Source organism: Tsukamurella asaccharolytica (genome assembly GCF_007858435.1).
Classification (GTDB): domain Bacteria; phylum Actinomycetota; class Actinomycetes; order Mycobacteriales; family Mycobacteriaceae; genus Tsukamurella; species Tsukamurella asaccharolytica.
Window position 1 is genome coordinate 70,509 of record NZ_VIGW01000010.1, and the last position, 23,753, is coordinate 94,261.

Annotated in this window: 21 protein-coding genes; 13 read left to right on the top strand and 8 right to left on the bottom strand. The window is 74.2% G+C overall.

What is annotated here, in order from left to right:
* The first annotated feature begins 121 nt into the window (after positions 1–121).
* On the top strand, positions 122–850 hold the full coding sequence (locus tag FK529_RS15925) for a PadR family transcriptional regulator (protein WP_146562970.1): 729 nt from the start codon (positions 122–124) through the stop codon (positions 848–850).
* On the opposite strand, the gene FK529_RS15930 is transcribed toward FK529_RS15925, so the two are convergent.
* From FK529_RS15930 to modA, 3 genes are read right to left on the bottom strand one after another with little or no spacing between them, the layout of a single operon-like run.
* A complete protein-coding gene (locus tag FK529_RS15930; protein WP_146562972.1) occupies positions 819–1,808 on the bottom strand; it encodes a sulfate/molybdate ABC transporter ATP-binding protein in 990 nt (329 codons plus the stop codon). The genes FK529_RS15925 and FK529_RS15930 overlap by 32 nt on opposite strands.
* Positions 1,805–2,578, bottom strand: a complete 774-nt coding sequence (locus FK529_RS15935) for an ABC transporter permease (protein ID WP_146563051.1) — start codon at positions 2,576–2,578, stop codon at positions 1,805–1,807. Before FK529_RS15935 ends, FK529_RS15930 begins: the two co-directional genes overlap by 4 nt.
* A 23-nt stretch (positions 2,579–2,601) precedes the next feature.
* Positions 2,602–3,375, bottom strand: coding sequence for a molybdate ABC transporter substrate-binding protein (gene modA / locus FK529_RS15940; protein WP_146562974.1), 774 nt, complete (start codon positions 3,373–3,375; stop codon positions 2,602–2,604).
* A gap of 49 nt (positions 3,376–3,424) precedes the next feature.
* Between modA and FK529_RS15945 the strand changes: the two genes are divergently transcribed.
* Entirely contained in the window at positions 3,425–3,859 is a 435-nt protein-coding gene (locus FK529_RS15945; protein WP_146562976.1) for an acyl-CoA thioesterase, read from the top strand.
* A gap of 57 nt (positions 3,860–3,916) precedes the next feature.
* On the opposite strand, the gene FK529_RS15950 is transcribed toward FK529_RS15945, so the two are convergent.
* Positions 3,917–4,765: a DMT family transporter gene (locus FK529_RS15950; protein WP_231703131.1), complete on the bottom strand. Its 849-nt coding sequence runs from the start codon at positions 4,763–4,765 to the stop codon at positions 3,917–3,919.
* A 79-nt stretch (positions 4,766–4,844) separates the two neighbouring features.
* Between FK529_RS15950 and FK529_RS15955 the strand changes: the two genes are divergently transcribed.
* The 5 genes from FK529_RS15955 to recD are packed head-to-tail and all read left to right on the top strand — an operon-like array spanning position 4,845 to position 14,669.
* Positions 4,845–5,276: a type II toxin-antitoxin system Rv0910 family toxin gene (locus FK529_RS15955; RefSeq protein ID WP_146562980.1), complete on the top strand. Its 432-nt coding sequence runs from the start codon at positions 4,845–4,847 to the stop codon at positions 5,274–5,276.
* A gap of 25 nt (positions 5,277–5,301) precedes the next feature.
* Positions 5,302–6,108, top strand: coding sequence for an HAD family hydrolase (locus tag FK529_RS15960; protein WP_146562982.1), 807 nt, complete (start codon positions 5,302–5,304; stop codon positions 6,106–6,108).
* A 31-nt stretch (positions 6,109–6,139) separates the two neighbouring features.
* On the top strand, positions 6,140–9,466 hold the full coding sequence (recC, locus tag FK529_RS15965; protein WP_146562984.1) for an exodeoxyribonuclease V subunit gamma: 3,327 nt from the start codon (positions 6,140–6,142) through the stop codon (positions 9,464–9,466).
* A complete protein-coding gene (locus FK529_RS15970; protein WP_146562986.1) occupies positions 9,466–12,822 on the top strand; it encodes a UvrD-helicase domain-containing protein in 3,357 nt (1,118 codons plus the stop codon). Before recC ends, FK529_RS15970 begins: the two co-directional genes overlap by 1 nt.
* Positions 12,819–14,669 (top strand): exodeoxyribonuclease V subunit alpha, encoded by a 1,851-nt coding sequence (gene recD, locus FK529_RS15975; protein ID WP_146562988.1) that lies wholly within the window; start codon positions 12,819–12,821, stop codon positions 14,667–14,669. The genes FK529_RS15970 and recD overlap by 4 nt, the downstream gene beginning before the upstream one ends.
* Here the strand turns inward: recD and FK529_RS15980 are convergent.
* From FK529_RS15980 to FK529_RS15990, 3 genes are all read right to left on the bottom strand, one after another.
* Positions 14,666–15,709 (bottom strand): zinc-binding dehydrogenase, encoded by a 1,044-nt coding sequence (locus FK529_RS15980; RefSeq protein ID WP_146562990.1) that lies wholly within the window; start codon positions 15,707–15,709, stop codon positions 14,666–14,668. The genes recD and FK529_RS15980 overlap by 4 nt on opposite strands.
* Before the next feature lie 117 nt (positions 15,710–15,826).
* Positions 15,827–17,053 carry a glycosyltransferase gene (locus FK529_RS15985; RefSeq protein ID WP_146562992.1) on the bottom strand — a complete coding sequence of 409 codons (1,227 nt, stop codon included), beginning with the start codon at positions 17,051–17,053 and terminating at the stop codon, positions 15,827–15,829.
* A complete protein-coding gene (locus tag FK529_RS15990; RefSeq protein WP_146562994.1) occupies positions 17,050–17,688 on the bottom strand; it encodes a TetR/AcrR family transcriptional regulator in 639 nt (212 codons plus the stop codon). The genes FK529_RS15985 and FK529_RS15990 overlap by 4 nt, the downstream gene beginning before the upstream one ends.
* Before the next feature lie 150 nt (positions 17,689–17,838).
* Here FK529_RS15990 and FK529_RS15995 point away from each other — a divergent pair, with 150 nt between their 5' ends.
* The 5 genes from FK529_RS15995 to FK529_RS16015 all read left to right on the top strand — a co-directional run bounded on the left by FK529_RS15995 (position 17,839) and on the right by FK529_RS16015 (position 22,355).
* Positions 17,839–19,284, top strand: a complete 1,446-nt coding sequence (locus tag FK529_RS15995; RefSeq protein ID WP_146562996.1) for a DUF4407 domain-containing protein — start codon at positions 17,839–17,841, stop codon at positions 19,282–19,284.
* A gap of 102 nt (positions 19,285–19,386) precedes the next feature.
* A complete protein-coding gene (locus FK529_RS16000) occupies positions 19,387–19,914 on the top strand; it encodes an NfeD family membrane protein (RefSeq protein ID WP_146562997.1) in 528 nt (175 codons plus the stop codon).
* Positions 19,915–19,959: 45 nt separating this feature from the next.
* Positions 19,960–21,360, top strand: a complete 1,401-nt coding sequence (locus FK529_RS16005) for a flotillin family protein (protein ID WP_146563010.1) — start codon at positions 19,960–19,962, stop codon at positions 21,358–21,360.
* Between the two features lie 5 nt (positions 21,361–21,365).
* Complete coding sequence (locus FK529_RS16010; RefSeq protein WP_146563012.1) at positions 21,366–21,800, top strand: MarR family winged helix-turn-helix transcriptional regulator; 435 nt, start codon at positions 21,366–21,368, stop codon at positions 21,798–21,800.
* Positions 21,801–21,857: 57 nt separating this feature from the next.
* Complete coding sequence (locus FK529_RS16015) at positions 21,858–22,355, top strand: DUF4395 domain-containing protein (RefSeq protein ID WP_146563014.1); 498 nt, start codon at positions 21,858–21,860, stop codon at positions 22,353–22,355.
* 74 nt (positions 22,356–22,429) lie between these two features.
* Here the strand turns inward: FK529_RS16015 and FK529_RS16020 are convergent, their stop codons facing one another.
* A complete protein-coding gene (locus FK529_RS16020; protein WP_146563017.1) occupies positions 22,430–22,873 on the bottom strand; it encodes a flavodoxin domain-containing protein in 444 nt (147 codons plus the stop codon).
* A gap of 76 nt (positions 22,874–22,949) precedes the next feature.
* On the opposite strand from FK529_RS16020, the gene FK529_RS16025 reads away from it, so the two are divergent.
* Complete coding sequence (locus tag FK529_RS16025) at positions 22,950–23,747, top strand: alpha/beta fold hydrolase (RefSeq protein ID WP_146563019.1); 798 nt, start codon at positions 22,950–22,952, stop codon at positions 23,745–23,747.
* The last annotated feature ends 6 nt before the right edge of the window (positions 23,748–23,753 follow it).

Below are 23,753 nucleotides of genomic sequence, written 5' to 3' on the forward strand. Positions count from 1 at the left end.
GTCCGGACTCCGGACGGGGGCTGCGTCGTTCCCAGGGGGGGTTGCCTAAGAATGCATCACGATATATCGTGAACGCATCGGGTCGCGAACGGTGCGGCCCCTTACCGAAAGGAGTGCCACCATGCGTAGGCACACTCACGACGATCAGCGATTCGAGGGCCGTTGGGCCCGCTCCTGCGACGACCGGTTCGAGGGCCGGTTCGACGGCCGGTTCCGCCAGGGAGGCTTCCCCGGCGGGCCCGGCTTCGGCCCCGGCGGCCCCGGCCCGTTCGGCCCCGGAGGTCCCGGTGGCCACGGCGGCCACGGGCGCGGCGGCCATCGCGGCCGCGGACGCCGCGGCGTCCAGCGCGGCGACGTCCGGATCGCGGTTCTCACGCTCCTGGCGGCCGAACCCATGCACGGCTACCAGATCGTCTCCTCGATCGAGGAGCGCACGGCCGGGGCCTGGAAGCCCAGCCCCGGCGCCATCTACCCCACGCTCAGCCAGCTCGAGGACGAGGGGCTGATCACCATCGAGCGGGAGAACGGCCGCAAGGTCGCCACGCTCACCGCCGCGGGCCGCGAGTACGTCGAGACCGACCTCGCCGACGCGCCGGATCCCTTCGCCGGGTTCGACGGCGGCTCGGCCGAGCGGGGCCACCTCCGCGAAACGCTGCGCGAGCTGCACGAAGTCACCCGCCGGGTGGCCCGTACCGGCAACGCGGAGCAGACCGCCGCGGTCGACACCATCCTCGGCGACGCGATCAAGCAGGTCTACCTGCTGCTGGCCGGCGTGGACCGCACGCCGCCGGCCGCGAACCCCGATGCCGAGAGCACGGCTACGGCCGATCCGGAGCCGGGCGAGCAGTAGCCGCCCGCCGCGCCCGCGCCGGGTCGGGGCGAAGCCGCACGACGTCGCCGGGGTGCAGATCCCGGTAGCGCTCCGCCGGCAGCTCCGCGACCAACGCGGTCCCGTCCTCGACGGTGGCGGTCACGCGGCAGCGTCCGCCCGCCACCGTCACCTCGACCACGGTGGCGGGCCGCCCGTCACCGTCGGTCCCGTCGACGCGCACCGCGTCCGGCGGGAAGACCCACACCCCGTCGCCGTCCGGCAGCAGGTTCATCCCTGCCAGCCGGGCGGCGAACGGCGTCGCGGGGGAGAGCAGGAGCTCGGCGGCGGGGCGGCGATCGACCACCCGCCCACCCTCGAGGACCGCGGCCTCGTCTGCGAGGGCCACCACATCGGCCGCGTCGTGCGTGATCAGGAGGCACGTCCGATCCCGCAGCAGCGCCCGCAACAGTCCGCGCACCTCGGCCCGCGCCGAGACGTCCAGCGCCGACAGCGGCTCGTCGAGCAGCAGCACCTCGGGCTCCGCGGCCAGGGCCCGGGCCAGCGCGACGCGCTGCGTCTGGCCGCCGCTGAGCTCGTTCGGCCGCCGGCCGGCGAGGTGATCCGCCCCCACGGCCTCGAGCCAGCGGTCGGCCGCGGCCGCCGCGGCCCGACGGTCCGCGCCCGCGCTGCGGGGAGCGAAGGCCACGTTCGCGCGCACCCGCAGGTGGGGGAAGAGCCGCGCCGTCTGGCCCAGCAGCGCGACCCGGCGGCGGTGCGCCGGGATCCACGTGCCCCCGTCGAAGACCGTCCGGCCGCCGACGGTGACGCGTCCGGCGCCGGGCCGCACCAGGCCGGCAACGGTGCCCGCGACGGTCGACTTGCCCGCGCCGTTGGGGCCGAGCAGGGCCAGCGTGCGGCCCGCGGGGACCGCGAAGGCCGCCTCGACGCCCCGATCCGCGACGGCGACGTCGACCTCCAAGCCCGGAACCTCCGTCATCGGCGCCACGCGCGGACCCCGTACACCCCGGAGACGATGACCGCGGCCGCCGCCAGGAGCACCAGCGAGAGCGCCACCGCCGCCTGCGGATCGGTCTCGTTGCGCAGGTAGATCTCCAACGGCAGGGTGCGCGTGGTCCCGGCGAGGGACCCCGCGAACGTGAGCGTCGCGCCGAACTCGCCGAGCGCCCGCGCGAAGGTCAGCACCACGCCCGAGGCGATTGACGGCAGCACCAGCGGCAGCGTGACGCGCCGCAGCACGACCGACGGGGGCGCGCCGAGGGTCGCCGCCGTGTGCTCGAAATCCGTTCCCAGCGTGCGCAGCGCGCCCTCCACCGCCAGTACGAGGAAGGGCAGCGCGACGAAGGCCTGCGCGAGCACCACGGCCACCGTCGTGAAGGCGATGTGCCCGCCGATGCCGCCGTACTGGCCCACCAGACCGCGTCGCCCGAAGGCGTAGAGCAGCGCGATGCCGCCGACCACGGGCGGCAGCACCAGCGGCAGCAGCACCAGCGGCCGCAGCACTCCGACGAACCGGGAGCGGCTGCGCGCCAGGACCACCCCCAGCGGCACGCCGAGCACGATGCACACCGCGGTGGCGGCGAGGGAGGTCTGCAGTGAGAGCGTCAGCGCCGTGCGCGAGTCCGGGGAGGTGACCAGCTCGCCGAACCGCGGCCAATCGACCTTCGCCACGATCGCGACCAGCGGGACCAGCACGAAGGCGGCCCCGAGTGCGGCCGGGACGACGATCCAGCGCGGGTACCCGGTGATGGGGGTGGCGCGGGCCGGCGGGGTCAGTTCGGTGCCCCGAATCCGGCGTCCGCGAGCGCCGCCCGACCCTGGGGGCCGCGGACGAACTCGACGAACCGCTGCGCGCCGACGGCGTTCTTCGCGGCGGCGAGCGGCGCGATGGGGTAGACGTTGACCGCACCGTCGGCCTGCGCGAAATCGACGGACCCGACGGCGCCGTTCGCGCCCTTGACGTCGGTGCGGTAGACCAGGCCCGCGTCGGCCTGCCCGTGCCGGACCTTGGCAAGGACGCTGGAGACGGAATCCTCCTCGCTCACCGGCGCGAGGGTCACTCCGGCCGCCCTCGTGACCTTCGCGGTCGCGGTGCCGCACGGCACGGGCTGCGCGCACACGACCACGGACATGCCGGGCTTCGCCAGGTCGGCGAGCGCGGCGATGCCCTTCGGGTTGCCCGGCGCGGTGGCGATGGTGAGCACGTTGGTGGCGAAGGGCTGTGGACCGGTGACCAGGGACGCCGCCCTGGCCTTGTCCATCGTGGGCGTATCGGCGGACGCGAAGACATCCGCCGGCGCGCCCTGCGTGAGCTGGGTGAGCAGGCCGGAGGATCCGCCGAAGGAGAACTTCACCGTGGTGCCGGGGTTGCGTTCGCCGAACTGCGCGCCGAGCTTGTCGAACGCCGCCTGCAGGCTCGCCGCGGCGTAGACGATCACGGTGCCCGTCCCGGCCGCCGACGACGCGCTCTCGGGTGTGGTCGATGTCGAGCAGCCGGAGAGGCTCGCCGCGAGGACGGCAGCGGCGAGGACACGGACGGCGCGCATGACGACTCCCGGTGACGGTGGACGGCTTCCGATGGTCGAGACTATCCCCATGGCAACTCACGAGGTGACGGTCCCGCTGCGGTGGTCCGACATGGACGCGCTCCAGCACATCAACAACGTCGCGGTGATGCGGTTGCTGGAGGAGGCCCGCATCCGGTTCCTGACGGGCCACCTCTCGCAGTCCGGCGACGCGAAGGTCACGATGTTCGTCGCGCATCAGGAGATCGATTATCTGACGCCGCTGCTCTACTCGCCGGAGCCGGTGCGGATCGTCCTGAGCGTCACGCGGATCGGCCGCTCGGGTTTCGACTTGGGTTACGAGGTCATCGACGACGACGGCGCCGTGGCGGCCATCGCCGAGACCTCCATGGTCGTGGTCGACGGTGCCGGCCGCCCGACCCCTCTGCCCGCCGAGCTGCGCACGGAGCTCGGCGCACTCGTCGGCGATCCGGTGCCGTTCCGGCGGCGTCGCGTCTCCGTCTAGGCGATGCGCGCGCCCGCGGCCGGCGCGAGATCCGTCATTCCGCCCGACGGTGCGCCGTCACCGCGCGGCGAGGCGGGCCGCGGCGGCGGCGCCGACGAGGACCGACGCGAGCACCGCGACGCCGTGCCAGCCGCTCGTCGTGACGGTCTCGCCGAGGACGACGGCGCCGAGCGCCGCCGCACACAGCGGCTCGGCGAGCGTGATCGCCGGCAGGGAGGCGGAGATCGGGGCCGGCTGGAAGGCCCGCTGTTGCAGGTACATCGCGCCGAGCCCGCTCAGCACGAGGACGAGTAGCCGCCAGTCGGTGAGCAGCCGGAGCGTGTTCGCGACGAAATCCGTGTGCTCGTAGGACGTGAGCACCGGCTTCGTCAGCACCGTCGCGACCCCGAACAGTACGCCCGAGGCCACGCCGAACGACAGGGCCCGCACCGGACCCGGGAGCGCCCGCACCAGGCCGGCGCCCGTCGCGATCGCCGCGACCGCTCCCACGACGATGAGCGCGGGAAGCCACGTGGTGCCGGGGGCGTCGGTGACGCCGTCGGTGGGCCGCCCCGCGAGGAGGAACACCGCGAGCGCGGCGGCCAGCACTGCCGCGTAGGTCCACTCGCGGGCGGTGACCCTGGTGTCGTTGAGCAGCGCCGAGACGGGGAGCGCGAACAGCAGGGCCGCGACGATCAGCGGCTGCACCACGAGGACGGGGCCGAGGGCCAGCGCCCACGCCTGGAAGGCGTACCCGCCCAAGTCGCCGAGCAGGCCGAGCCACCAACGCGGCCGGCGGATCAACTCGGCGATGAGCGCGTCGCCCTCGTCCACGGTGGCCGCCTCCGCCTGCTGGGCGGCGGAACCGCACGCGAAGAGGAAGGCGGCGATGAGGGCGAGGAAAACCGAGGCCGTGGTGGCGGTCACGCGTGAAATCTACGCTCGCCCGAGCGGGCGCCGCGCCACAGGCTAAGTTCGACAGCAGCAACACGCGAAGGAGGATGACGTGGCGAAGGTTGAAAGCACCGTTGAGGTGGCGCTCCCCCCGGACGAGGCCTGGGCGAAGGCTGCGGACCTGGAGACGCTGCCGCAGTGGGTGACCCTGCACGACGGCTGGCGCGGCCCCCTGCCGGAGCTGGCGAAGGGCGCGAAGATCGCGTGCGTGGTGAAGGTGAAGAACTTCCGCAATCGAGTCGACTGGACCATCACCTCGTACGATCCGCCCCGCACGCTGGTGCTCGACGGCAAGGGCGTGGCCGGCACCAAGTACAAGCTCACCGTGGCGATCGCGCCCAAGGGGAGCGGCTCCACGATCTCCTTGCGCGCCGACCTGGGCGGCGCGCCCCTGTTCGGTCCCATCGGCGCGACGGTCGCGCGGGCCCTCAAGGGCGACATCGCGGCATCGCTCGCTAACTTCAAGCGCCTGTACGAGCACTGACGGGCGGACACGGGAGGGTGGTCGCGTGGAACTCACGGATCTGGTCGGAGCCGCGGTCCGCGGCGGCCTGAACTGGAGCGCGGAGACCGTCGCCCGGCTGCGCCACCGCGCCGGTGTCGACGGTCCGCGGCCCTGCGACGGGCTCATCCTCGACATCGACGACACCCTCATCGACACCGACGCCGCCCTGCGCACCGCGGCCCGAGCGGCCGCGCTGGAGGTGTGGCCGAGGTCGAACGCCACGGTGCGCGAGCGCTTCGCAGAGCTCTTCCTCTCCGACCCCGGCGGCGTCTTCGGGCGGTACACCGCGGGAGAGCTGCGCTTCCACGAGATGCGGAAGGCCCGGATCGCCGTGGCCGCCGAGCGGTCCGGCCTGCTGTGGGAGGCCCGGCGGTACCGCCGGTTCTGCAGCGGCTTCGACCCGGCCTTCGCGGCGGCGCAGCACCTCTTCCCGGATGCGATGCCCGCGGTCGAAGCCGCCGAGCGGTGGGGGATCACGGTCGTGCTCCTCACCAATTCGTCCTCGCCGGCGACCCGGATGAAGCTCCAGGTCCTCGGGGTCTCGGACCGCTTCGAGCGGGTCGTCACCACGGATACCCTGGGCATCGGCAAGCCGGATCCCAGCGTCTTCCTGCACGCCTGTGAGCTCGCCGGCGCCTCCCCGCCGGCGTGCGTCGCGGTGGGCGACAACTACGTGAACGACGTGCTCGCCGCGCGGGAGGCGGGCCTGCGGGGCCTGTGGCTCGACCGGTCGGGTCGCGGCGCCGGCGGGGAACCGCCGGCCATCCGCTCGCTCGCCGAGCTCCCCGCCGCCCTGACCCGGTCGGTCTGAATTGTCGGCGGCTCGTGCTAGAACTGCGCCCATGCTCACCGTGCACCGCTCCGAACGCGGCGATGTCCTACTGGACGCCCTCGCCGAAGTCCTCGCGGTACCCGGCGCCGACCCCTTCGTCCCGGACCTGATCGCGGTCCCCGCGCGCGGCGTCGAACGATGGATCACGCAGGGCCTCGCTTCCCGGCTGGGCATCGCCGCGAACATCGAGTTCCCGACGCCCGCTGCCCTCGTCGCGGACGCGGTGGGGGCCGCCTCGGGGATCGCACCGGAGGAGGACCCGTGGCGTGGCGAGCGTCTGGTGTGGCTCGTGCTCACGGCGATCGACGCGCTCGCCTTCGAGCCGGGAGGAGCCGTGCTGGCCCGGCACCTCGGGGTGTCCCGGCCCGGCGGATGGGACGAGCAGCCCGGCCATCGGCCGCGGCGCCGGTACCCCACGGCCGAGCTCCTGGCCGGCCTCTTCCGCTCGTACGGCGCCAACCGCCCGGGCATGCTCGCCGAGTGGGCCGGCGGCCGCGACAGCGACGGGCTCGGCGGCGAGCTGCCCGAGGACCTGCGCTGGCAGGCCGAGCTTTTCCGTCGGGTCCGTGAACTCGCGGGCGTGCCCAGCCCTGCCGAGCGACTCGAGGCCGCGTGCGCGCGGCTGCGGGACGAGCCCGGCCTCGTCGGCCTGCCCGGCCGGCTGTCGGTGTACGGCCCCACCCGGCTCCCGTCGGACCAGCTGGCGGTGCTGTCCGCGCTCGCCACGGGGCGCGCGGTGCACCTGTGGCTCCCGCACCCGAGCCCGGCCCTCTGGTCCGCCACGCCCGACGGTGCGGCCCCCGCCGGCCCGGTGCCTCCGCCCGTGCCCCGGACCGCGGCCCCGCCGCCGGCCAATCCGCTGCTCGCCTCGCTGGGGCGCGAGGCCCGCGAGCTGCAGCAGCGGATCGCGCCGCTCGCGGGTGCGGATCTGCACCACCCGGCCCCCGGGCGTCCCGCGACGCTGCTCGGCGCGCTGCAGGCGTCGGTGGCCGCCGACGCCCCGCTGGCCGGGTCGCACGCGCCGGACGGGTCGATCGAGTTCCACGCCTGCCACGGCCCGGCGCGCATGATCGAGGTCCTGCGGGAGCGGCTGGTGCGGCTGTTCGAGGACGATCCCACGCTGCAACCCCGCGACGTACTCGTCACATGCCCGGACATCGAGACCTACGCGCCGCTGATCCGCTCCGCGTTCGGGCAGGCCGTCGCCGGCGCTGCGGCCCCGGAGCCGCTCCCGGGTGCCGAGCACGCGCACCCCGCCCAGCGGCTGCGCGTGCGCCTCGCGGACCGTGCTTTGCGATTCACCAACCCCCTGCTCGACGCACTGGTCACCGTGCTGGAGATCGCCGACGGCCGCGCCACCGTCGCGCAGGTGCTCGACCTCGCCGCCACCGAGCCGGTGCGCCGCCGGTACCGATTCGGAGACTCCGAGATCGAGCGGCTGCGCGCGTGGGCCGGCCCGTCGGGTGCCCGGTGGGGCCTCGACGCCGCGGGCCGCGAGCGGTACGGCCTCGGGGGCTTCCCGCAGAACACCCTCGCCGCCGCCCTCGACCGCATCGTCCTGGGCGTGGTCGCCGACGAGTCCGCGGGGGAATGGCTCGGCCTCGGGCTGCCGCTCGACGACGTGGATTCCACCGACATCGACCTCGTGGGCCGCTTCGCCGAGTTCCAGGCCGTGCTCACGCGCGCCGCCGCCGACAGCCGGGGCCGGCGCTCGGCCCGCGCCTGGGCCGAGGTGCTGCAGCGGCTGCTCGGCGAAGTGGGTGCGGTGCCCGCCGCGGATTCCTGGCAGGTCACCCAGGCCGGGCGTGAGCTCACCGCCGCGCTGCGCGACGGAGCCGACCGCGAGCTCACCCTCACCGAGGTCCGGGCGATGCTCGCCTCGCGGCTCGCGGCCAAGCCCACGCGCGCCAACTTCCGCACCGGCGAGCTCACGGTGTGCACGTTGGTGCCCATGCGGTCGGTGCCGCATCGCGTGGTCGTCCTGCTGGGCCTCGACGACGAGGTCTTCCCGCGCTCGACCCGCTACTCGGGCGACGACGTGCTGGGGCGGACACCCTGCGTCGGCGAGCGCGATCCGCGCGCGGAGGATCGCGAGCTCTTCCTCGACGCCGTGACCAGCGCGACCGACCGGCTGCTCGTCTTCTACACCGGCGCCGACCCGGTGAAGGGCACCCGCCGGCCGCCCGCGGTGCCGGCCTCCGAACTGCGCGATGCGGCGCAGGCGCTGCTCGCCGATCCGGCGGGCGCGGGCCTGGAGTTCCGGCATCCTCTGCAGCCCTTCGATCCCGTCAACTTCGACCCCGCCGCGTTCGGGAACGACGCACCGTTCTCCTTCGACCCCGCGGCGTACGCGGGTGCGGTGGCGGCCCTCGCGCCGCCGGCCCCGCCCGAGCCCTTTCTGGCCGCCCCGTTGCTCGCCGCCGCGGTCGAGGACGTGGACCTCGACGCGCTGGTGCGGTTCTGCGAGCACCCCGTGAAGGCCTTCCTCCGGCAGCGCCTCGGCTTCACCGTCCCGGACGCCGACGAGGAACTCGCCGAGGCGCTGACCATCGCGCCCGACGGGCTGCAGAAGTGGGACATCGGGGAGCGAATGCTCGCGTCGGTGCTGGCCGGCGTGCCGCCCGAGAAGTTCGAGGCCGCCGAGGTACGCCGCGGCACGCTCCCGCCCTTCGCGCTCGGCGCGGCCGTGCTGGGGGACGTCGGCGCCACCGTCGCGGAGCTGGCCCGCGTCGCCGGGCCGCTGATGACCGGCGCCGCGACCACGGTCGACGTCGCGGTCGACGTCGGGGACGGGCGCAGGCTCGTCGGCTCCGTGCCGGCCGTCCGACCCGAGGGAGTGGTCCGCGCCTCGTTCTCGCGGCTCGCCCCAAAGCACCGGATCGCGGCGTGGATCGCGCTGCTGGCCCTCGCCGGCGCCGGCCACGACGGGGTCTCCGCCGTCGCGATCGGCCGGGCCCGGTACCGCGGCGTGCTCACCTCGCGGCTGAGCGTGCCGCCGGACCCCGCCGCGGTGCTCCGCCAGCTCGTCGACCTGCGCGACCGCGGGCTGCAAGAGCCGCTGCCGCTGTTCCCGTCGGCGTCGGCCGTGTACGCGGAGCGGCGCCAGAACGGCGACGACCAGCCGACCGCCACCGAGACCGCGCGGCGCGACTTCGACGACACCTACGGCGATACGACCGATCGGGCGATCCGCTACGCGCTGGGGGAGAGCGCCTTCGCCGACGCCCAGGGCCCACCGCGCGCGGGCGAGACGGGTTTCTCCTTTGAGCGCAGCCGGTTCGGCACGTTCGCCGCGCGGTTGTGGGTGCCGATCCTCGCGTGTGAGGAGATCCTCTGATGAGTACCCGCGAACCGGTGCTGGGCGCCGTCCCCTTCGAGCTCACGGGCCCGCTGCCCGCGGGGCCGACCACCGCGGTGCTCGAGGCGAGCGCCGGTACCGGCAAGACCTACGCCATCGTGGGGCTGCTGGCCCGATACGTCGCCGAGGGGGTCGCGGAGCTGGGGGAGATGCTGCTCATCACCTTCTCCCGGGCCGCCACGCAGGAACTGCGCGAACGCGCCCGGGCCCGGCTGCTGTCCGTCGAGCGGGCGCTACGCGACCCCGGCGCGGCCGCCGCGTCGAGCGATGAGCTGGTCCGCCACCTCGCGACCGGTGAGCCCGCCGAGGTCGCGGCGCGACACCGCCGGCTGGTCACCGCGCTCTCCGACTTCGACGCGGCGACGATCACCACCACGCACGGCTTCTGCCAGCGGATGCTCGACGCGCTCGGCCTCGCGGGCGATCTCGAGCCGGGCGCGGTCTTCGTCGAGGACGTCGACGACCTGGTCCAGGAGGTCGCGGAGGACGTCTACCTCGGCATGTTCGCCGGCCGCGAGCGCGCGCCCTTCCCGCTGGCCGATGCCCGGATCTACGCCCGCACCGTGGTCGCGAACCCTCGGGCCGAGATCACCCCCGCCGATGCCGAACCCGGGTCGGAGACGGGGCTGCGGGTGGACTACGCGCGGATCGTGCGCCGGGAGGTGGACCGGCGCAAACGGATGGGTCGGCTCCGCGACTACGACGACCTGCAGGGACTGCTGCGCGACGCGCTCACCGACCGGGCGCACGGACACCGCGCACGCGCCCGGCTCCAGGCGCTGTACTCCGTGGTCCTCGTGGACGAGTTCCAGGACACCGACCCCGTGCAGTGGGACATCCTGCACGCGGCGTTCCACCGCGCGAGCACGCTCGTGCTGGTCGGCGACCCGAAGCAGGCGATCTACGCCTTCCGCGGCGCGGAGGTCTACAGCTACCTCAGCGCCGCCACCGCCGCCGACCGGCACCAGGCGCTCACCGTCAACCACCGCTCCGATGCGCCGCTCGTCGACGCGCTGCAGCACCTGTACGGCGATGTCGCGCTCGGGGATCCGCTCATCGTGGCCGGGGCGGTCGAGGCGCACCGCGCCACGTCGCGGCTCCCGGGGGGCGCGCCGCTGCGGCTGCGGCACCTCGGCAGGAACGGCCTCGGGCCCAAGAGCCAGTCGGGCACGCCCTACGCGCGGAACGTCCGGCCCGCCGTGCTCCGCGACGCCGCCGCCGACATCACCCGGACGCTCACTGCCGGCGAGCAGCTGGAGACGGCGTCCGGGGAGAGCCGTGCGCTCCGCCCCGGAGACGTGGCGGTGCTCGTGCGCAAGAACGCCCACGTCGCCGAGCTGCAGTCGCTGCTGCAGGACTACGGGGTACCCGCTGTGGCCGCGGGCGGCGCCAGCGTCTTCACGACGGCCGCCGCGACCGACTGGCTGCGTGTGCTGCAGGCCCTGGAGAACCCGGGCCGCAGCGACCGCGCCCGCCTCGCTGCGCTCACTCCGCTGTTCGAATTCACCGCCCGCGACCTCGACGAGCGTGGTGACGAGCTGGTCTCCGCCATCAGCGGCCAGCTGCGCACGCTCGCCGGGATCTTCGCGCGCTCCGGCTTCGCGGCGATGTTCGACGCCCTCGCCACGCGCTCGCGGTTCGACGAGCGCCTCCTCGGCCGGGTCGGCGGCGAGCGGATCCTCACCGACCTGCGGCACGTCGCCGAGCTCGTCCAGCACGCCACCGTCTCCCTCGGACTCGGCCTGGGTGCGGCCACCCGGTGGCTCGCCGACCGCATCGCCGACCCGGGCCTCGGCGGCACCGCCGACCCCGCGAGGCGGCTCGCGACCGACACCGCCGCAGTTCAGCTCATGACCGTCCACGCGAGCAAGGGCCTGCAGTTCCCGGTGGTCTACCTGCCCTTCGGCTGGGACGACGGCTCTTTCGGTGGCAAGAAGACCTTCGTCTTCCACGACGAGAAGGGCGAGCGCCTCATCGACGTGGGCGGCGAGTACGCGCCGGGCTACTCCGACCGGTATGCCGTCTCCCAGAACGAGGCGACGGGCGAGGAGCTGCGCCTGCTCTACGTCGGCGCCACCCGCGCGCAGTCGCGGCTCGTGCTGTGGTGGGCGCCGAGCACAACCACCCGCAGCTCTCCGCTGCACCGGCTGCTGTTCTCCGGCGACGTGGGCGGTGGTCGGGTACCCGCCGCGCAGGCGGCGATCCCACGCGACGCCGAGGTGGAGTCGCGGCTGCGGGAATGGGCCGCGCCCGTCGCGGCGGCGGTCTCGATCGAGGCGGTCGACCTCGCGGCGCCGAAGCCCTCCCCGTGGCGCCCGGCGGACCGCACGTACCCGCAGCTCGAACTCGGCCGCGCCGACCGCAGGATCGACCCCACGTGGCGGCGCACCAGCTACTCCGCACTCGTCGCCGGCGCCGCGCACGGACCGGCGGAGGCCGCCCCAGACACCGGCAGCGAGCCGGAGGATCCCGCCACCGACGACGAGCCGACCGAGGAGCCGATGGACGCGCCGGTGGAGGCCGGCGGCGCACCGTCGTCCCTGATGAACGGGCTGTCGGGCGGGGCGGTCTTCGGCACGCTCGTGCACGAGATCCTCGAACACGTCGACACCGGCGCGCCAGACCTCGCGGCGGAGGTGCTCGCCCGCTGCCGGGAGGCGGCCGAGTTCGGCGCCACCCCGGACGATCCCGCCGAGGTGGCCGCGGCGCTCGTCGCCGTGCTGCGCACGCCGCTGGGCACCGGCGACCTCGCGCACCTGACCCTGGCCGCGGTCGCGCCGCACGATCGCCTCGCCGAACTGGATTTCGAGCTGCCGCTCGCGGAGAACGACGACGCCCGCGCCGCGACCCTCGCCGCGATCGCGGACCTGCTCGACGAGCACCTGTCCGACGACGATCTCCTGGCGCCGTACGCGGACCGCCTGCGCGAGGTGCCGGGTGCGGCGCTGCGCGGCTACCTCACGGGCAGCATCGACTCGGTGCTGCGCATCGCGACGCCGGACGGCCCGCGGTTCACGGTGGTCGACTACAAGACCAACCGGCTGGCGCGCGGCGATCTGACGACCGCCGACTACACCACGGAGGCGATGGCGGGGGAGATGATCTCCTCCCACTACGTGCTGCAGGCGCTGCTGTACAGCGTGGCGCTGCACCGCTTCCTGTCCTGGCGGGTGCCCGGCTACGCGCCGCACACCCACCTCGGCGTGGTGCAGTACCACTTCGTCCGCGCGATGATCGGTCCCGACAGCCCACCCGGCGCGGGCGTCTTCGAGTGGCACCCCCCGGCGGCCCTGGTGGTCGCGGTGTCCGACGCGCTGGCCGGAGGTGCGCGATGACCACGACGGAGCCGACGTTGCTCGGGATCTTCGCCGAGGCCGGCGTCCTGGGGCCCGCGGACGTGCACGTCGCGTCCACGCTGGGCCGGCTCGGCGGCGAGTCCGACGAGGCGGTGCTCCTGGCCGCCGCGCTCGCCACCCGCGCCGTCCGGCTCGGGTCGGTGTGCCTCGAGCTCTCCCGGTTGCGGGACGTCGCGGTCGACGGCGAGGGCGAGGTCGACGTGGCCGCCCTGCCGTGGCCGGAGGACGCCGCCGTGCTCGACGGCCTGCGGCGCAGCCCGCTCGTGGTGGGCGCCAACGCGGGCCCGCTGCGGCCGCTGCGGCTCGTCGGCGACGAGCTGCTCTACCTCGACCGGTACCACCGGCAGGAGGAGACGGTGCGCGCGATCCTCGACGCGCGCGGCGGCGCCGCGCCCGGCGTCGATCCCGCGCGGCTGCGCGCGGGACTGCTCGCGCGGTTCCCCGAACCCGGACCGGATCGGCAACGGCTCGCCGCGGCGGCCTCGGTGCTCGGGCAGACCACCGTGCTCGCGGGCGGACCCGGCACGGGCAAGACGTACACGGTGGCGCGGATCCTGGCCCTGCTCTTCGACCAGCACGGCCCGGAGCTGCGGATCGGTCTCGCCGCGCCCACCGGCCGGGCGGCGGCACAGCTCGCGGGCGAGGTCCGCGCGCAGGGCGCGACACTCGGCCTGCCGCGGGAGATCCCCGCCCAGACCATCCACCGCATGCTCGGGTTCAAGCCCGGCAACGCCAGCCGGTTCCGGCACGACGCGACCAACCACCTGCCCTACGACGTGGTCGTCGTGGACGAGACCTCGATGGTCTCCCTGACCATCATGTGCCGCCTGCTGGAGGCGCTGCGCCCCGAGGCGCGGCTCATTCTCGTCGGCGACCCGGACCAGCTCGCGTCGGTCGATGCGGGCGCGGTCCTCGGCGATCTGGTCGCGCGCGGCGTGACCACGGCCCCGTCGCCGGAGCTCGAGGCGCTGCTCGCGGACGAGAGCGAGCGCCCCGGGGGCGACGAGGCGGGGATCGACCCCGCGGAACTCGCGGACGCCCGCCGCGGCGTGGTGCGACTGCGGCGCGGGCGCCGGTTCACGGGTGCGCTGGGTGAGCTCGCCGACGCGGTCCGCCGCGGCGACGCCGACCGCGTCGTCGAGCTGGCCCGCTACGGCGGCGACGGCGCGATCGAATGGTGCGAGCCCGACGATCTCGCGGGGCTGCGCGCCGACGTGAAGGAGGCGAGCGAGGTCACCGTCGGCGCGGCCCAGCGCGGGGACGCGGCGGAGGCCGCCGCGGGCGTGCAACTGCACCGGGTGCTGTGCGCGCATTCCGAGGGGCCGTCGGGCGTGACCCGGTGGGCGCAGCTCGCTGAGGAGTGGGCGGGGGTCCGGGGCGGCGGAGTCGGCTGGTACGCCGGGCAGCCGCTGCTGGTGACCGCCAACGACTACGACGCCAAGGTCTACAACGGCGATGTCGGCGTCGTCATCGCGCACGACGGCGACCCCGCGGACCTGCGCGCCGCGTTCGCCCGTGGCGGCGACGTCGCGCTGCTGTACCCGAACCAGCTGGTCGCGGTGCGCACCGTCTACGCGATGACGATCCACCGCAGCCAGGGCAGCCAGTACGAGGCCGTCTCCGTCGTGATCCCGCCCGCAGACTCCCGTCTGCTCACGCGGGAGCTGCTGTACACCGCGATCACCCGCGCCCGGCAGCGGGTGCGGCTCGTCGGCGGCGAGGAGGCGCTGCGCGCCGGCGTCGGCCGGCAGGTGTTGCGGGCGAGCGGCCTCCGGGGAGACACCCGCGCTGGACTCGCCCCGCCCAGACCTCGCGACGTGCGCTAAGGCTGGACGAGGAGGCGGATCGGGTTGCCCTCGTGGCGCTCGAGCCGCTCGATCCCGGCGGCGATCTCCTCCAGCGGCACGATGCCGCTGATCGACCGGGACAGGTCCAGGCGTCCCAGCGAGACGAGGGTCGCGAGGGTTTCGATGTCGGCGTTCTTGTAGCCGAGGTGGCCGAGCACCTGCTTCTTGGTCAGGCCCAGCATCGTGGTGGACCCGACGGTCGGTTCCTGATCGCTCATCCCGACGGAGACCAGGCGCCCACCGACGGTGAGGTGGCCCAGCGCCTGCTCGAAGGTCGATTTGAGGCCGACGGCGTCGAAGGCCACGTCGAGGCCGCGCCCGCCGGTCGCCTCCGCGATCTTCGTCCCGAGGTTCTCGTCGCGCGAATCGAAGGCGTGGTCGGCGCCCAGCTCCAGGGCGCGCTCGAGGACCTCGGGATTGAGGTCGACCGCGATGATCGGCGCCGCGCCGACGAGCCGCGCCAGCTGCACGACGTGCGTGCCGACGCCGCCGAGGCCCCACACGCCGACGGACTCCCCGACGCCGACCTTGCCGGTGCGGACCACGGCACCGTACGGCGTGGAGACCGCGTCGGCGAGGATCGCGGCCTGCTCGAGCGGGACGTTGTCCGGGACGCGGGTGAGGCCGGCGGCCTGCGCGACGGTGTACTCGGCCCAGGCGCCGTCGTAGGCGAAGGCCATGATCTGGACCTGCGTGCAGTCCGCGGAGTTGCCGCGGCGGCAGTTCGGACAGGTGGCGCACGGCCGGCCGGCGGCGACGATCACCCGGTCGCCCTCGGCCCAGCCGGTGACGCCGGAGCCAACTTTCGCGATGGTCCCCGACGCCTCGTGCCCCTGCGTCACCTCCGGGAGCATCGCCGGGAACGTGCCGTTGATGAGGCTGAGGTCCGAGTGGCAGATCCCGCAGAATGCGACCTTCACCAGCACCTCGCCGGGGCCGGGCTCGGGGACCGGTACGTCCTCGACGGTGATGGTCTTCGTGTCGGCGTGGAATCGCTGCGCGCGCATCGTGGAGGTCATGACTCCATCATCGCCCGGAACTCAGCCCGCGAACAGCGGCGTGGCGAAGACGAAAGGGCCGCGAGGGCGAGGTTGATGATCGCGTTGGCGAGGTTCTGATCGGCCATGACGTGCCTCCTAGCTCGGGTGAAACAGGTCGGTGATCGCCGCCGCAGCGCGGGCGGCGCCGTCCTCCGTACGCAGGGCCGCGCCCACGCGCTCGGCCGCCGGCTGGTGCTGTCCGACGGTGCGGAGCGCGTCCGTCAGCGCGTCGGCGGTGAGGGCGTGCCGGGGGAGCGGCGCGGTGGCCGCGCCGAGGAGGTGCAGGCGGCGGGCCCAGAAGGGCTGGTCCATGATCCCGGGCACCGGGATCGACGGCGCTCCCGCGTGCAGGGCGGCGGCGGTGGTCCCGGCGCCGCAGTGGTGGATCACCGCGGCGCAGCGGGGGAACAGCAGGGCGTGCGGTACGTCGTCGACTACGAGGACGTGCTCACCGACCGGTTCGAGACCGGCCCAGCCGCGTTGGACGACGGCGCGCACCCCGGCCGCCGCGGTGGCCTCGGCGAGAATCGCCGAGATCGCCGCGCCGTTCGCCGTCGCGGTGCTGCCGAGCGTGACCGCGACGGGCGGCGGACCGTCGGACAGGAAGGCCTCGACGTCGGCGCCGAGTGCGCCCACGGGTTCGGGGCGCAGGTATCCGGTGACGCGCAGGTGGTCCGGCCAGTCGGCCGGCCGCGGGAGGATCTGTTCGCTGAACGGGTAGAGCACGGGCCAGGACCGGTCGCGCTCCGCGCGCGTGGGCTTCGCGGGAAGGCCGAGGTCGCGGCGCAGCTCGGCGATCACCGGGGCGTAGACGCGTTCGGCGAAGCCGCCGGCCCACCAGACGAAGCGGTTGCCGAGCCGCCCGTAGGAGCGCACGCCGAGTGCCGGTGGACTGAAATCGCCGGTGGGGGAAGCGGGCTGGAACATCACGCCGGCACTGGGGACGCCGAGCGCGGCGGCGACGTGCCGGCCGAGAAGCGCGCCGACGGGGCCCTCGAGCAGGAGGAGGTCGCTGCCTTCTGCCGCGTCGGCCATCGCCTGCCCGACGCCGCGCAGTTCCTCGCGCATCCCCTCGAGTGAGTCCTTCGACGGACGCATCCTCGCCCCGTCGACGAGGGCTTGCGCGGCGGGGGAGGCGAGCGTCGCCGCGCGGGTGTCCCTCGGCAGCGGCGCGAAGGCGACGCCGGCGCCCGCGACCTCGGCGCGGTACGGCTCCTGGGCGGCGAGCACCACTCCGTGGCCGTCGGACTGCAGCCGAAGGGCCAGGCCGGTGAGCGGGACGACGTCGCCGCGGGTGCCGAAGGCGAGGATCGCGGTCCTCATGCGCGCACCCCGCGGGTGAAGATCTCCACCAGCGTCTCGCCGTACGCGACGGGGTCGTAGTCGACGCCGATCGCCCCGAGGCGCGCGAGGTCGGTGGCGGCACCGTCGAGGGCGCCGCGCAGTGCCGCGCCGGCGCGGGTCGGGTCGAGGTCGGCGCGGAACTCGCCGTTCTCGACCCCGAGCGCGAAGATCGCCGCCGGGTCCAGGAGCGCGAGGTCCCCCTGCGGCGGGTTCGCCGCGGTGTCCTCGGTGACGGCCTCGTCGAACCGGCGACCGTCCGCGGAACGGTAGGTGGTCGCGATCTCCCGCAGCGCGACGGTCGCCGCCCGGTGCTCGGCGAGGAAGGCGGCATTGGCTCGGATGTACGCGGCGAGCTTGTCGGTGGCCGTCTGCGCCGCGGCGATCGAGGGCACGATGTACCCGGCCGCGACGGTGAAGACCGCGGTCGTGACCGCCGCGACCAGCTCGTCCTTGGTGCGGAAGTGATAGAGCGCCACCGACTTGGCGATGCCGACGTGGTCGGCGATCTTCGCGACCGACGCCGCCGGGTAGCCGTGCTCCGCGATCACGGCGATGGCCGCGTCGACGAGTTGGGCCCGGCGCTGCTCCGAGGTGAACGTCTCTCTAGACCGCATGGTCTAAATATAGACCGTGCGGTCTAGAGGTGTCCAGGGTGGGTACTTCGCGCTGTGAAAGCCGCCACATGATTGGGCTCCGGGCCCGGGGGGCTGCGATTCTCATGTGAGAGAACTTCGGCATAGTTCTATCGCGGCGAGGGAGGCGGCATGACAACGGTGCTGGTGCTCGCGCTGCTCGCGGTCGTCATCGGCGGCGCGATCTGCGTCGCGATCGCCGCGCCCGGACGCCGCGCCGCCCTGCCGAGCCGGTTCGCCGTCGCCGTGCTCATCGGGCTCGTCGTGGGCGAACTCGTGTCGATGCTCGCGCTGAACGGCGCGATCGAGGACCGGCTCGCAGCGGAGGCGGATCGCGCGGCGGTCTCGGCCCCCGCGGTGCGCTCCGCGCAGGCCGAGCTCGACGCCGCCCGCGCCGACCGGGCGGCCCTCGATAGCACGGTCGCGGAGGCCGCCACCCGCCGCGACCAGGCGCTCGTCGTCGCCCGCTGCGAGTACCGGCCCAGTCCCGCCTGCCCGCAGACGACGATCACCGGGGTCCCCGGCCAGGGCCCGGAGACCCGGACCGCCAACCAGCGCCTCGCCTCGGCGCAGAGCGACCTCGACCGCGCCACTGCGGACCGCGCGAGGAACGCGCCCGGTCGGGACGCCCGGGTGGACACGGCCACCAGCGAGCTGGCCGCAGCCAGGGAGGCGGCCACCGCGGCCGACGACGGCGTCGGCGCGCGCTGGGTGGCGCTGAACGGCGTCACGGCGCACTCGCTCTCGGCCGCCGCACTCCGGGTCGCGCTCGACCTGCTGTGCGCGGTGCTCGCCCTGCTGCCGCTGCTCCTTCGTCTCTGGCGCGGCGAGACGGTCCGCGACATCCGGCACCGCCGGGACCTGAAGAGCGAGCGGCTCGCCTCCGCCGCGCAGCTCGCGATCGAGCGCCGCGACCATGAGCGCCGCGTGGAGCTCGCGATCGCCGCCGACCGTCCCACCGAGCTGCCGCCCGCCCTCGGCGCCACGGGTGGCGCGGCGGCGCGCGCGGCGGCCCTCGAGGCCGCCGGATTCGAGCCGGTCGCGGTGACCGCGCGACGGTACCGACAGGAGATTCCCGCCGTGAACGACGACTTCCTGCCCATCGCCGCCGCCGCGGAGGCCGCCAGCCTGCGCGCGACCGGCCAGCCCCCGGCCGACGAAACGCCGACCGGGCCGATTCCCGTCGCCGGCGCAGCCGGGACGACCCCCGAACCCACCGAGGAGGCTCCCGTGCGCGACGAGTCCCACCAGCTGCCCGCCCGTATCTCCGAGACCGCGCCCGCGGTCCCGGCCCGCGAGGTGGAGCGCAAACCCAACCCGTTCGTGCCGCCCGTGATCGACGACGCCGCCCGCACGATCGCCGGTTTCGTCCGGCCGCTGATGCCGCCCATCGTGGCGCGCGTGCTGCCCGGCGGAGGGACCCGCACCGTGCACCAGTCGTACGAAGAGGTCGAGGAGGTCACCTTCGCGATGCGCCGCACGCGCAAGGTGGTGGTCGGCACCGTCGAGCAGAGCGTGCCGGCACCGTCGGCCGACGGTGACCCGGGCGTCGCCACGCCGCCCGCCCAAAAGCAGTGATCGGGGCCCGGAGGTCGTGACCTCTCGCGCACAATCGCGACCATCTCGTACGCAGTGCTTGGTAAAATGCATCTGGGAGATCCGAGCGCAGAGGAGGCGCCCGTGGTTACCGTTTTCGCAGTCTGTGCCGTCGTCGGGATTCTGGTCCTGATCGCGTCACTGATCCTGGGGGACTTCGAGGTCGGGGGAGTCGAGATCGGCAGCGCCGACGCGGGCCTGCCCTGGCTCAGCGCGCCCGCCCTGGCCGCCGCCGTCGGCGTCTTCGGGGTGGTCGGCTGGCCGCTGGCTGCCGGGACGCCGCTGTCGACGCCCGTCGTCGTGGGTGCGGCCGCAACGTCCGGGGTCGCCGCCTACGGGCTGCTCATGCTGGTTCTCCGGGCGATGCGCCGGGCGCAGACCGGCACGGTCGTGGGGCTCCGCGCCGCGGTCGGCACCATCGGCGAGCTCAGCATGGAGATCCCGGCCGGCGGCTGGGGGCGAGTGAGCTACATCGACTCGGAGTCGGTGCGGGCCACCACGACCGCCGTACTCGTCGATCCGGGTGCCGCGGCCCCCGGCGGCCAGCAGGTGCTGATCGTCGACGTCGACGGGGATCGGCTGGTCGTCCAGCCGCTCGACACTCAGGCCTGATCAACTGGGCCGGGCAGCTGTGCCCGGCAGAGGGAGGAAACCATCATGACCGTATCGATCCTGATCGCGGCCGGTGCCGCGGTGATCGTGATCCTGCTCGCGCTGTGGATCTTCTTCCACAACTACATCAAGTCGCCGCCCGACCAGGTGGCGATCTTCACCGGCCGCGGCGAGATGAAGGTGGTGCGTGGCGGGGCGCGCTTCAAGGTGCCGGGGCTCGAGCGCGTGGACTACATGCCGCTGCGGCCGTTCGAAGTTCGCATCGCGCTCAGCAACGCCCGGAGCATCGATGGCGTGCCCGTCGAACTGCAGGCCGTCGGGCTGGTGCGCATCGGCACGACCGACGAGATGACCCGCACGGCGGCGCAGCGCTTCCTCACCGCGAACATGGCCGAGCTCGAGAATCAGATCAACGAGATCCTGGCGGGCAGCCTGCGTGGCATCGCGGCCACGATGACCGTCGAGCATCTCAACAGCAACCGCGAGGCCCTCGCCCGCGGGGTGGTCGAGGAGGCCGGCGGCGATCTCGCACGCATCGGCATGGAGGTCGACATCCTCAAGATCGCCGGCATCGAGGACCGCAACGGCTACCTCGAATCACTCGGCCAGAAGCGCATCGCCGAGGTCAAGCGGGACGCCGACATCGGCAAGGCCGAGGCCGAGCGGGACTCGCTGATCCGCTCTGCCGATGCCCGCCGCGCCGGCGAGATCGCTCAGACCCAGGCCGAGACCGCGATCGCGGAGGCCCAGCAGGGACGGGACGTGCGTATCGCCCAGCTCCGCGCCCAGACCGAGGCGCAGAACGCCGAGGCCGATCAGGCCGGTCCGCTCGCCAAGGCCACGGCGGAGAAGGCCGTCGGCATCGCGCTCGAGGAGGCCGAGGCGGCCCGCGTGGAGGCACGCACCGAGGTCGAGCGCAAGCGCCGCGCCCAGGCCGAGGCGTCGCTCGAGGCGGACGTCATCGCGCCCGCCGAGGCCGCGCGCCAGGCGGCGGTCGCCCGCGCCGAGGGCGAGCGGCAGGCGGCGATCCTCGCCGCCGAGGCCGCAGCGGAATCGACCCGCCTCGATGGCGAGTCGAAGGCGCAGGCTCGCAAGTCCGCCGCCGCGGCCCTCGAGGCGGAGCTCCGCGCCGACGCCGCCGGTAAGCAGGCGCAGGCCGAGGCCTTCAATCAATACAACGCCGAGGCCGTGCGGCTGCTGCTGGCGCCGCAGGTTCTCGCCACCGTCGAAGCGGCGGTCCGCGCGCAGTCCGAGGCGACCGCCTCGATCGACAGCATCAACATCATCGGCGGCGGCCAGAACGACGCCACCGGCGGGCTGCTCGGCCTCTCGGGACAGTCGGTCGCGGCGGTGGTCGCCGCGCTGAAGTCGCAGGGCATCGACCTCGGACAGCTGCTCGGCGCGGCCCCGCACGACACCGACGTCGTCGACGTGGTCGACGAGTAGCCACGATGAAGCCCGGCGACGCCGAGGCGCTGCGCCTCGCGGTGGGTGAACTGGAGCAGCGGCTCCGGCAGCTGCCCGCCGCGGGGCTGCGCGGCTCCGAGCTGTTCGTTCTCGCCACCGTCGAGGCCCTGGGCGCCGACGCCTTCCCGACCGCGATCGGCGACCGGCTCGCGATGAAGCGGTCGAACGTCTCCGTCACGATGGCGGACCTGCGGCGCCGCGGCTTCCTCGCGAGCGAGGCCGACGGTTCCGACGGCCGGCGGCGGCCCGTCGCCCTGACGGACCGGGGACGCGAGGTCCTGCACGCCCGTGACGCCGCGCAGGACGCGTGGCTCGCGGACACGGGCGCCGCGCAGCTCACCGCGGACGAGTTGGCGCGGCTGCGCGAGGCCGTGCCCCTACTGCTGCGTCTGGCCGCCGGATCGGAGACGCGGGTCTGAGAATCGCAGCGAGCGCAACCCTGTGCGGGCGACCCGCCCGGCGATAGGCTTCGGGGCGTGAGTGGTCTTTTCTCGTTCCCGAACCCCGTCAACGAGTACGCGGCGCGCGTCACCGCCGGCCTCGTGGTCGTCCTCGCGGTGGTGACGATCGTCGCCGGGCAGTGGTGGCTCTACGCGGCTCTGGCGATCGGCTTCGCGCTCCGCGTCGCGGGCGGGCCCCGGTACTCGCCCTTCGGCCGGCTGGCGGTGCACGTCATCGCGCCGAAGCTCGGCCCCGCCAAACTGGTGCCCGGCCCGCCGAAGCGCTTCGCGCAGACCATCGGCCTCGTCTTCTCCACCGTGGCGCTGGTGCTGTTCCTGACCGGGAACCACGTCGCGGCCCAGGTCGTGCTCGGCCTGCTCGTCGTGGCGGCTCTGCTGGAGTCGGCGGCGGGTATCTGCCTCGGCTGCATCGTCTTCGGGTGGCTGCAGCGCCGCGGCGTCATCCCCGAGTCCGTGTGCGAGGCCTGCGCGGGTGTGAACACCACGCCCCCGACCCTCAGCGCCCGGCAGTAGCGCTGTCGACGAAAGAACGCCGCCGCGGAGCCCGCGGCGGCGTTCGTCTGTCAGGGGGCGGCCTCCTCGTGGGGTCAGATCTGGCCGACGATCTCCTCGGCCCACTCGACGGCCTTCTCGTCCACGTCGTCGGTGCCGGAATTGTCGTGCTCGAAGCGGGTGCCCACCTGGGTGGCGCCCAGCCCCGTGAGGTGCTTGACGACGGTCTTGCCGCCGGCGTTGTAGGTGTCGACGTAGATGGTGTCGCCGAGACCGAAGACCGCGAAGCGCAGGCCGGTCAGGTCGGGCGCGGCCTCGAGCAGGTCCTCGAAGAACTCGGTGGTGCCGGCGGGCAGCTCGCCCTCGCCGTAGGTGGCGCACGAGAAGACGTGGAAGTCCGCGGGATCCAGCGCGTCGATCTCGCCGTCCATCATGTCGTGCAGCTCGACGGAGCCGGCCTTCGCGAACACGGTGTACATGGCGTTCGCCGCGCCCTCGGCGGTGCCGGTCGAGGAACCGTAGAAGATGTGAACAGACATGGGAGAAGATCATAGCCAAGCCTCACTCCGAGGTGTGAGCTGTGCCCCGTCGGTGTGAGGTCCTAAGCTTGCCGCCATGCCTCACGCGACCCTGTCCGACGGTGTTCGGCTCGCCTACACCGTGCACCCCGCGGCCCCGGGCGCGACGGGGCCTGGGGTGCTGTTGTTCGCAGGTCAGGCCCTCGCCGGGTCGTCGTGGGCGCCGGTCGTCGAGGACTTCCGCGCCGCCGGCCCCGTCGTCACCTTCGACCACCGCGGGATCGGCGCCAGCGACGACGCCTTCCCCCGCGGGTGGAGCACCCGGGACTGCGCTGCGGACGCCCTCGCCGTGCTCGATGCCGCCCGGGCGGACGGCACGATCGGCGCCGCCGTCGACGTGTACGGCTTCTCCATGGGCGGCCGGGCCGCGCAGTGGCTCGCCGCCGACCATCCCGGCCGGGTGCGCCGTCTCATCCTCGGGGCCACCTCGGTCGGCGACGCGCACGGCGTCGCGCGCACCAGCGAGATCCTGCGCATCCTCGTCCGCTCCGACCGGCGGGCACTGCTGGAGCTGTTCTTCACTCCCGACTGGCTCGCCGCGCACCCCGAGGCGGCCGAGGCGATCCTCGCGCAGCCGCGATCGCTGCCGGCGCAGCGCGCGCACTTCGCCGCGAGCACCGACCACGACGCCGCGGCGGCGCTGCCGTGGATCGAGGCGCCCACCCTGGTGCTGCACGGGGCCGACGATCGCATGTGCCCGGCCGAGAACGCCGAGATCCTGCGCGCGGGCATCGACGGTGCGCGGATGCGCGTGTATCGGGGCGTGCGCCACGGCTACCACCTGCAGGAGCCGGCGGCCACCGTCGACGCCCTGGACTTCCTCACCGCGCCCTGACCGCCG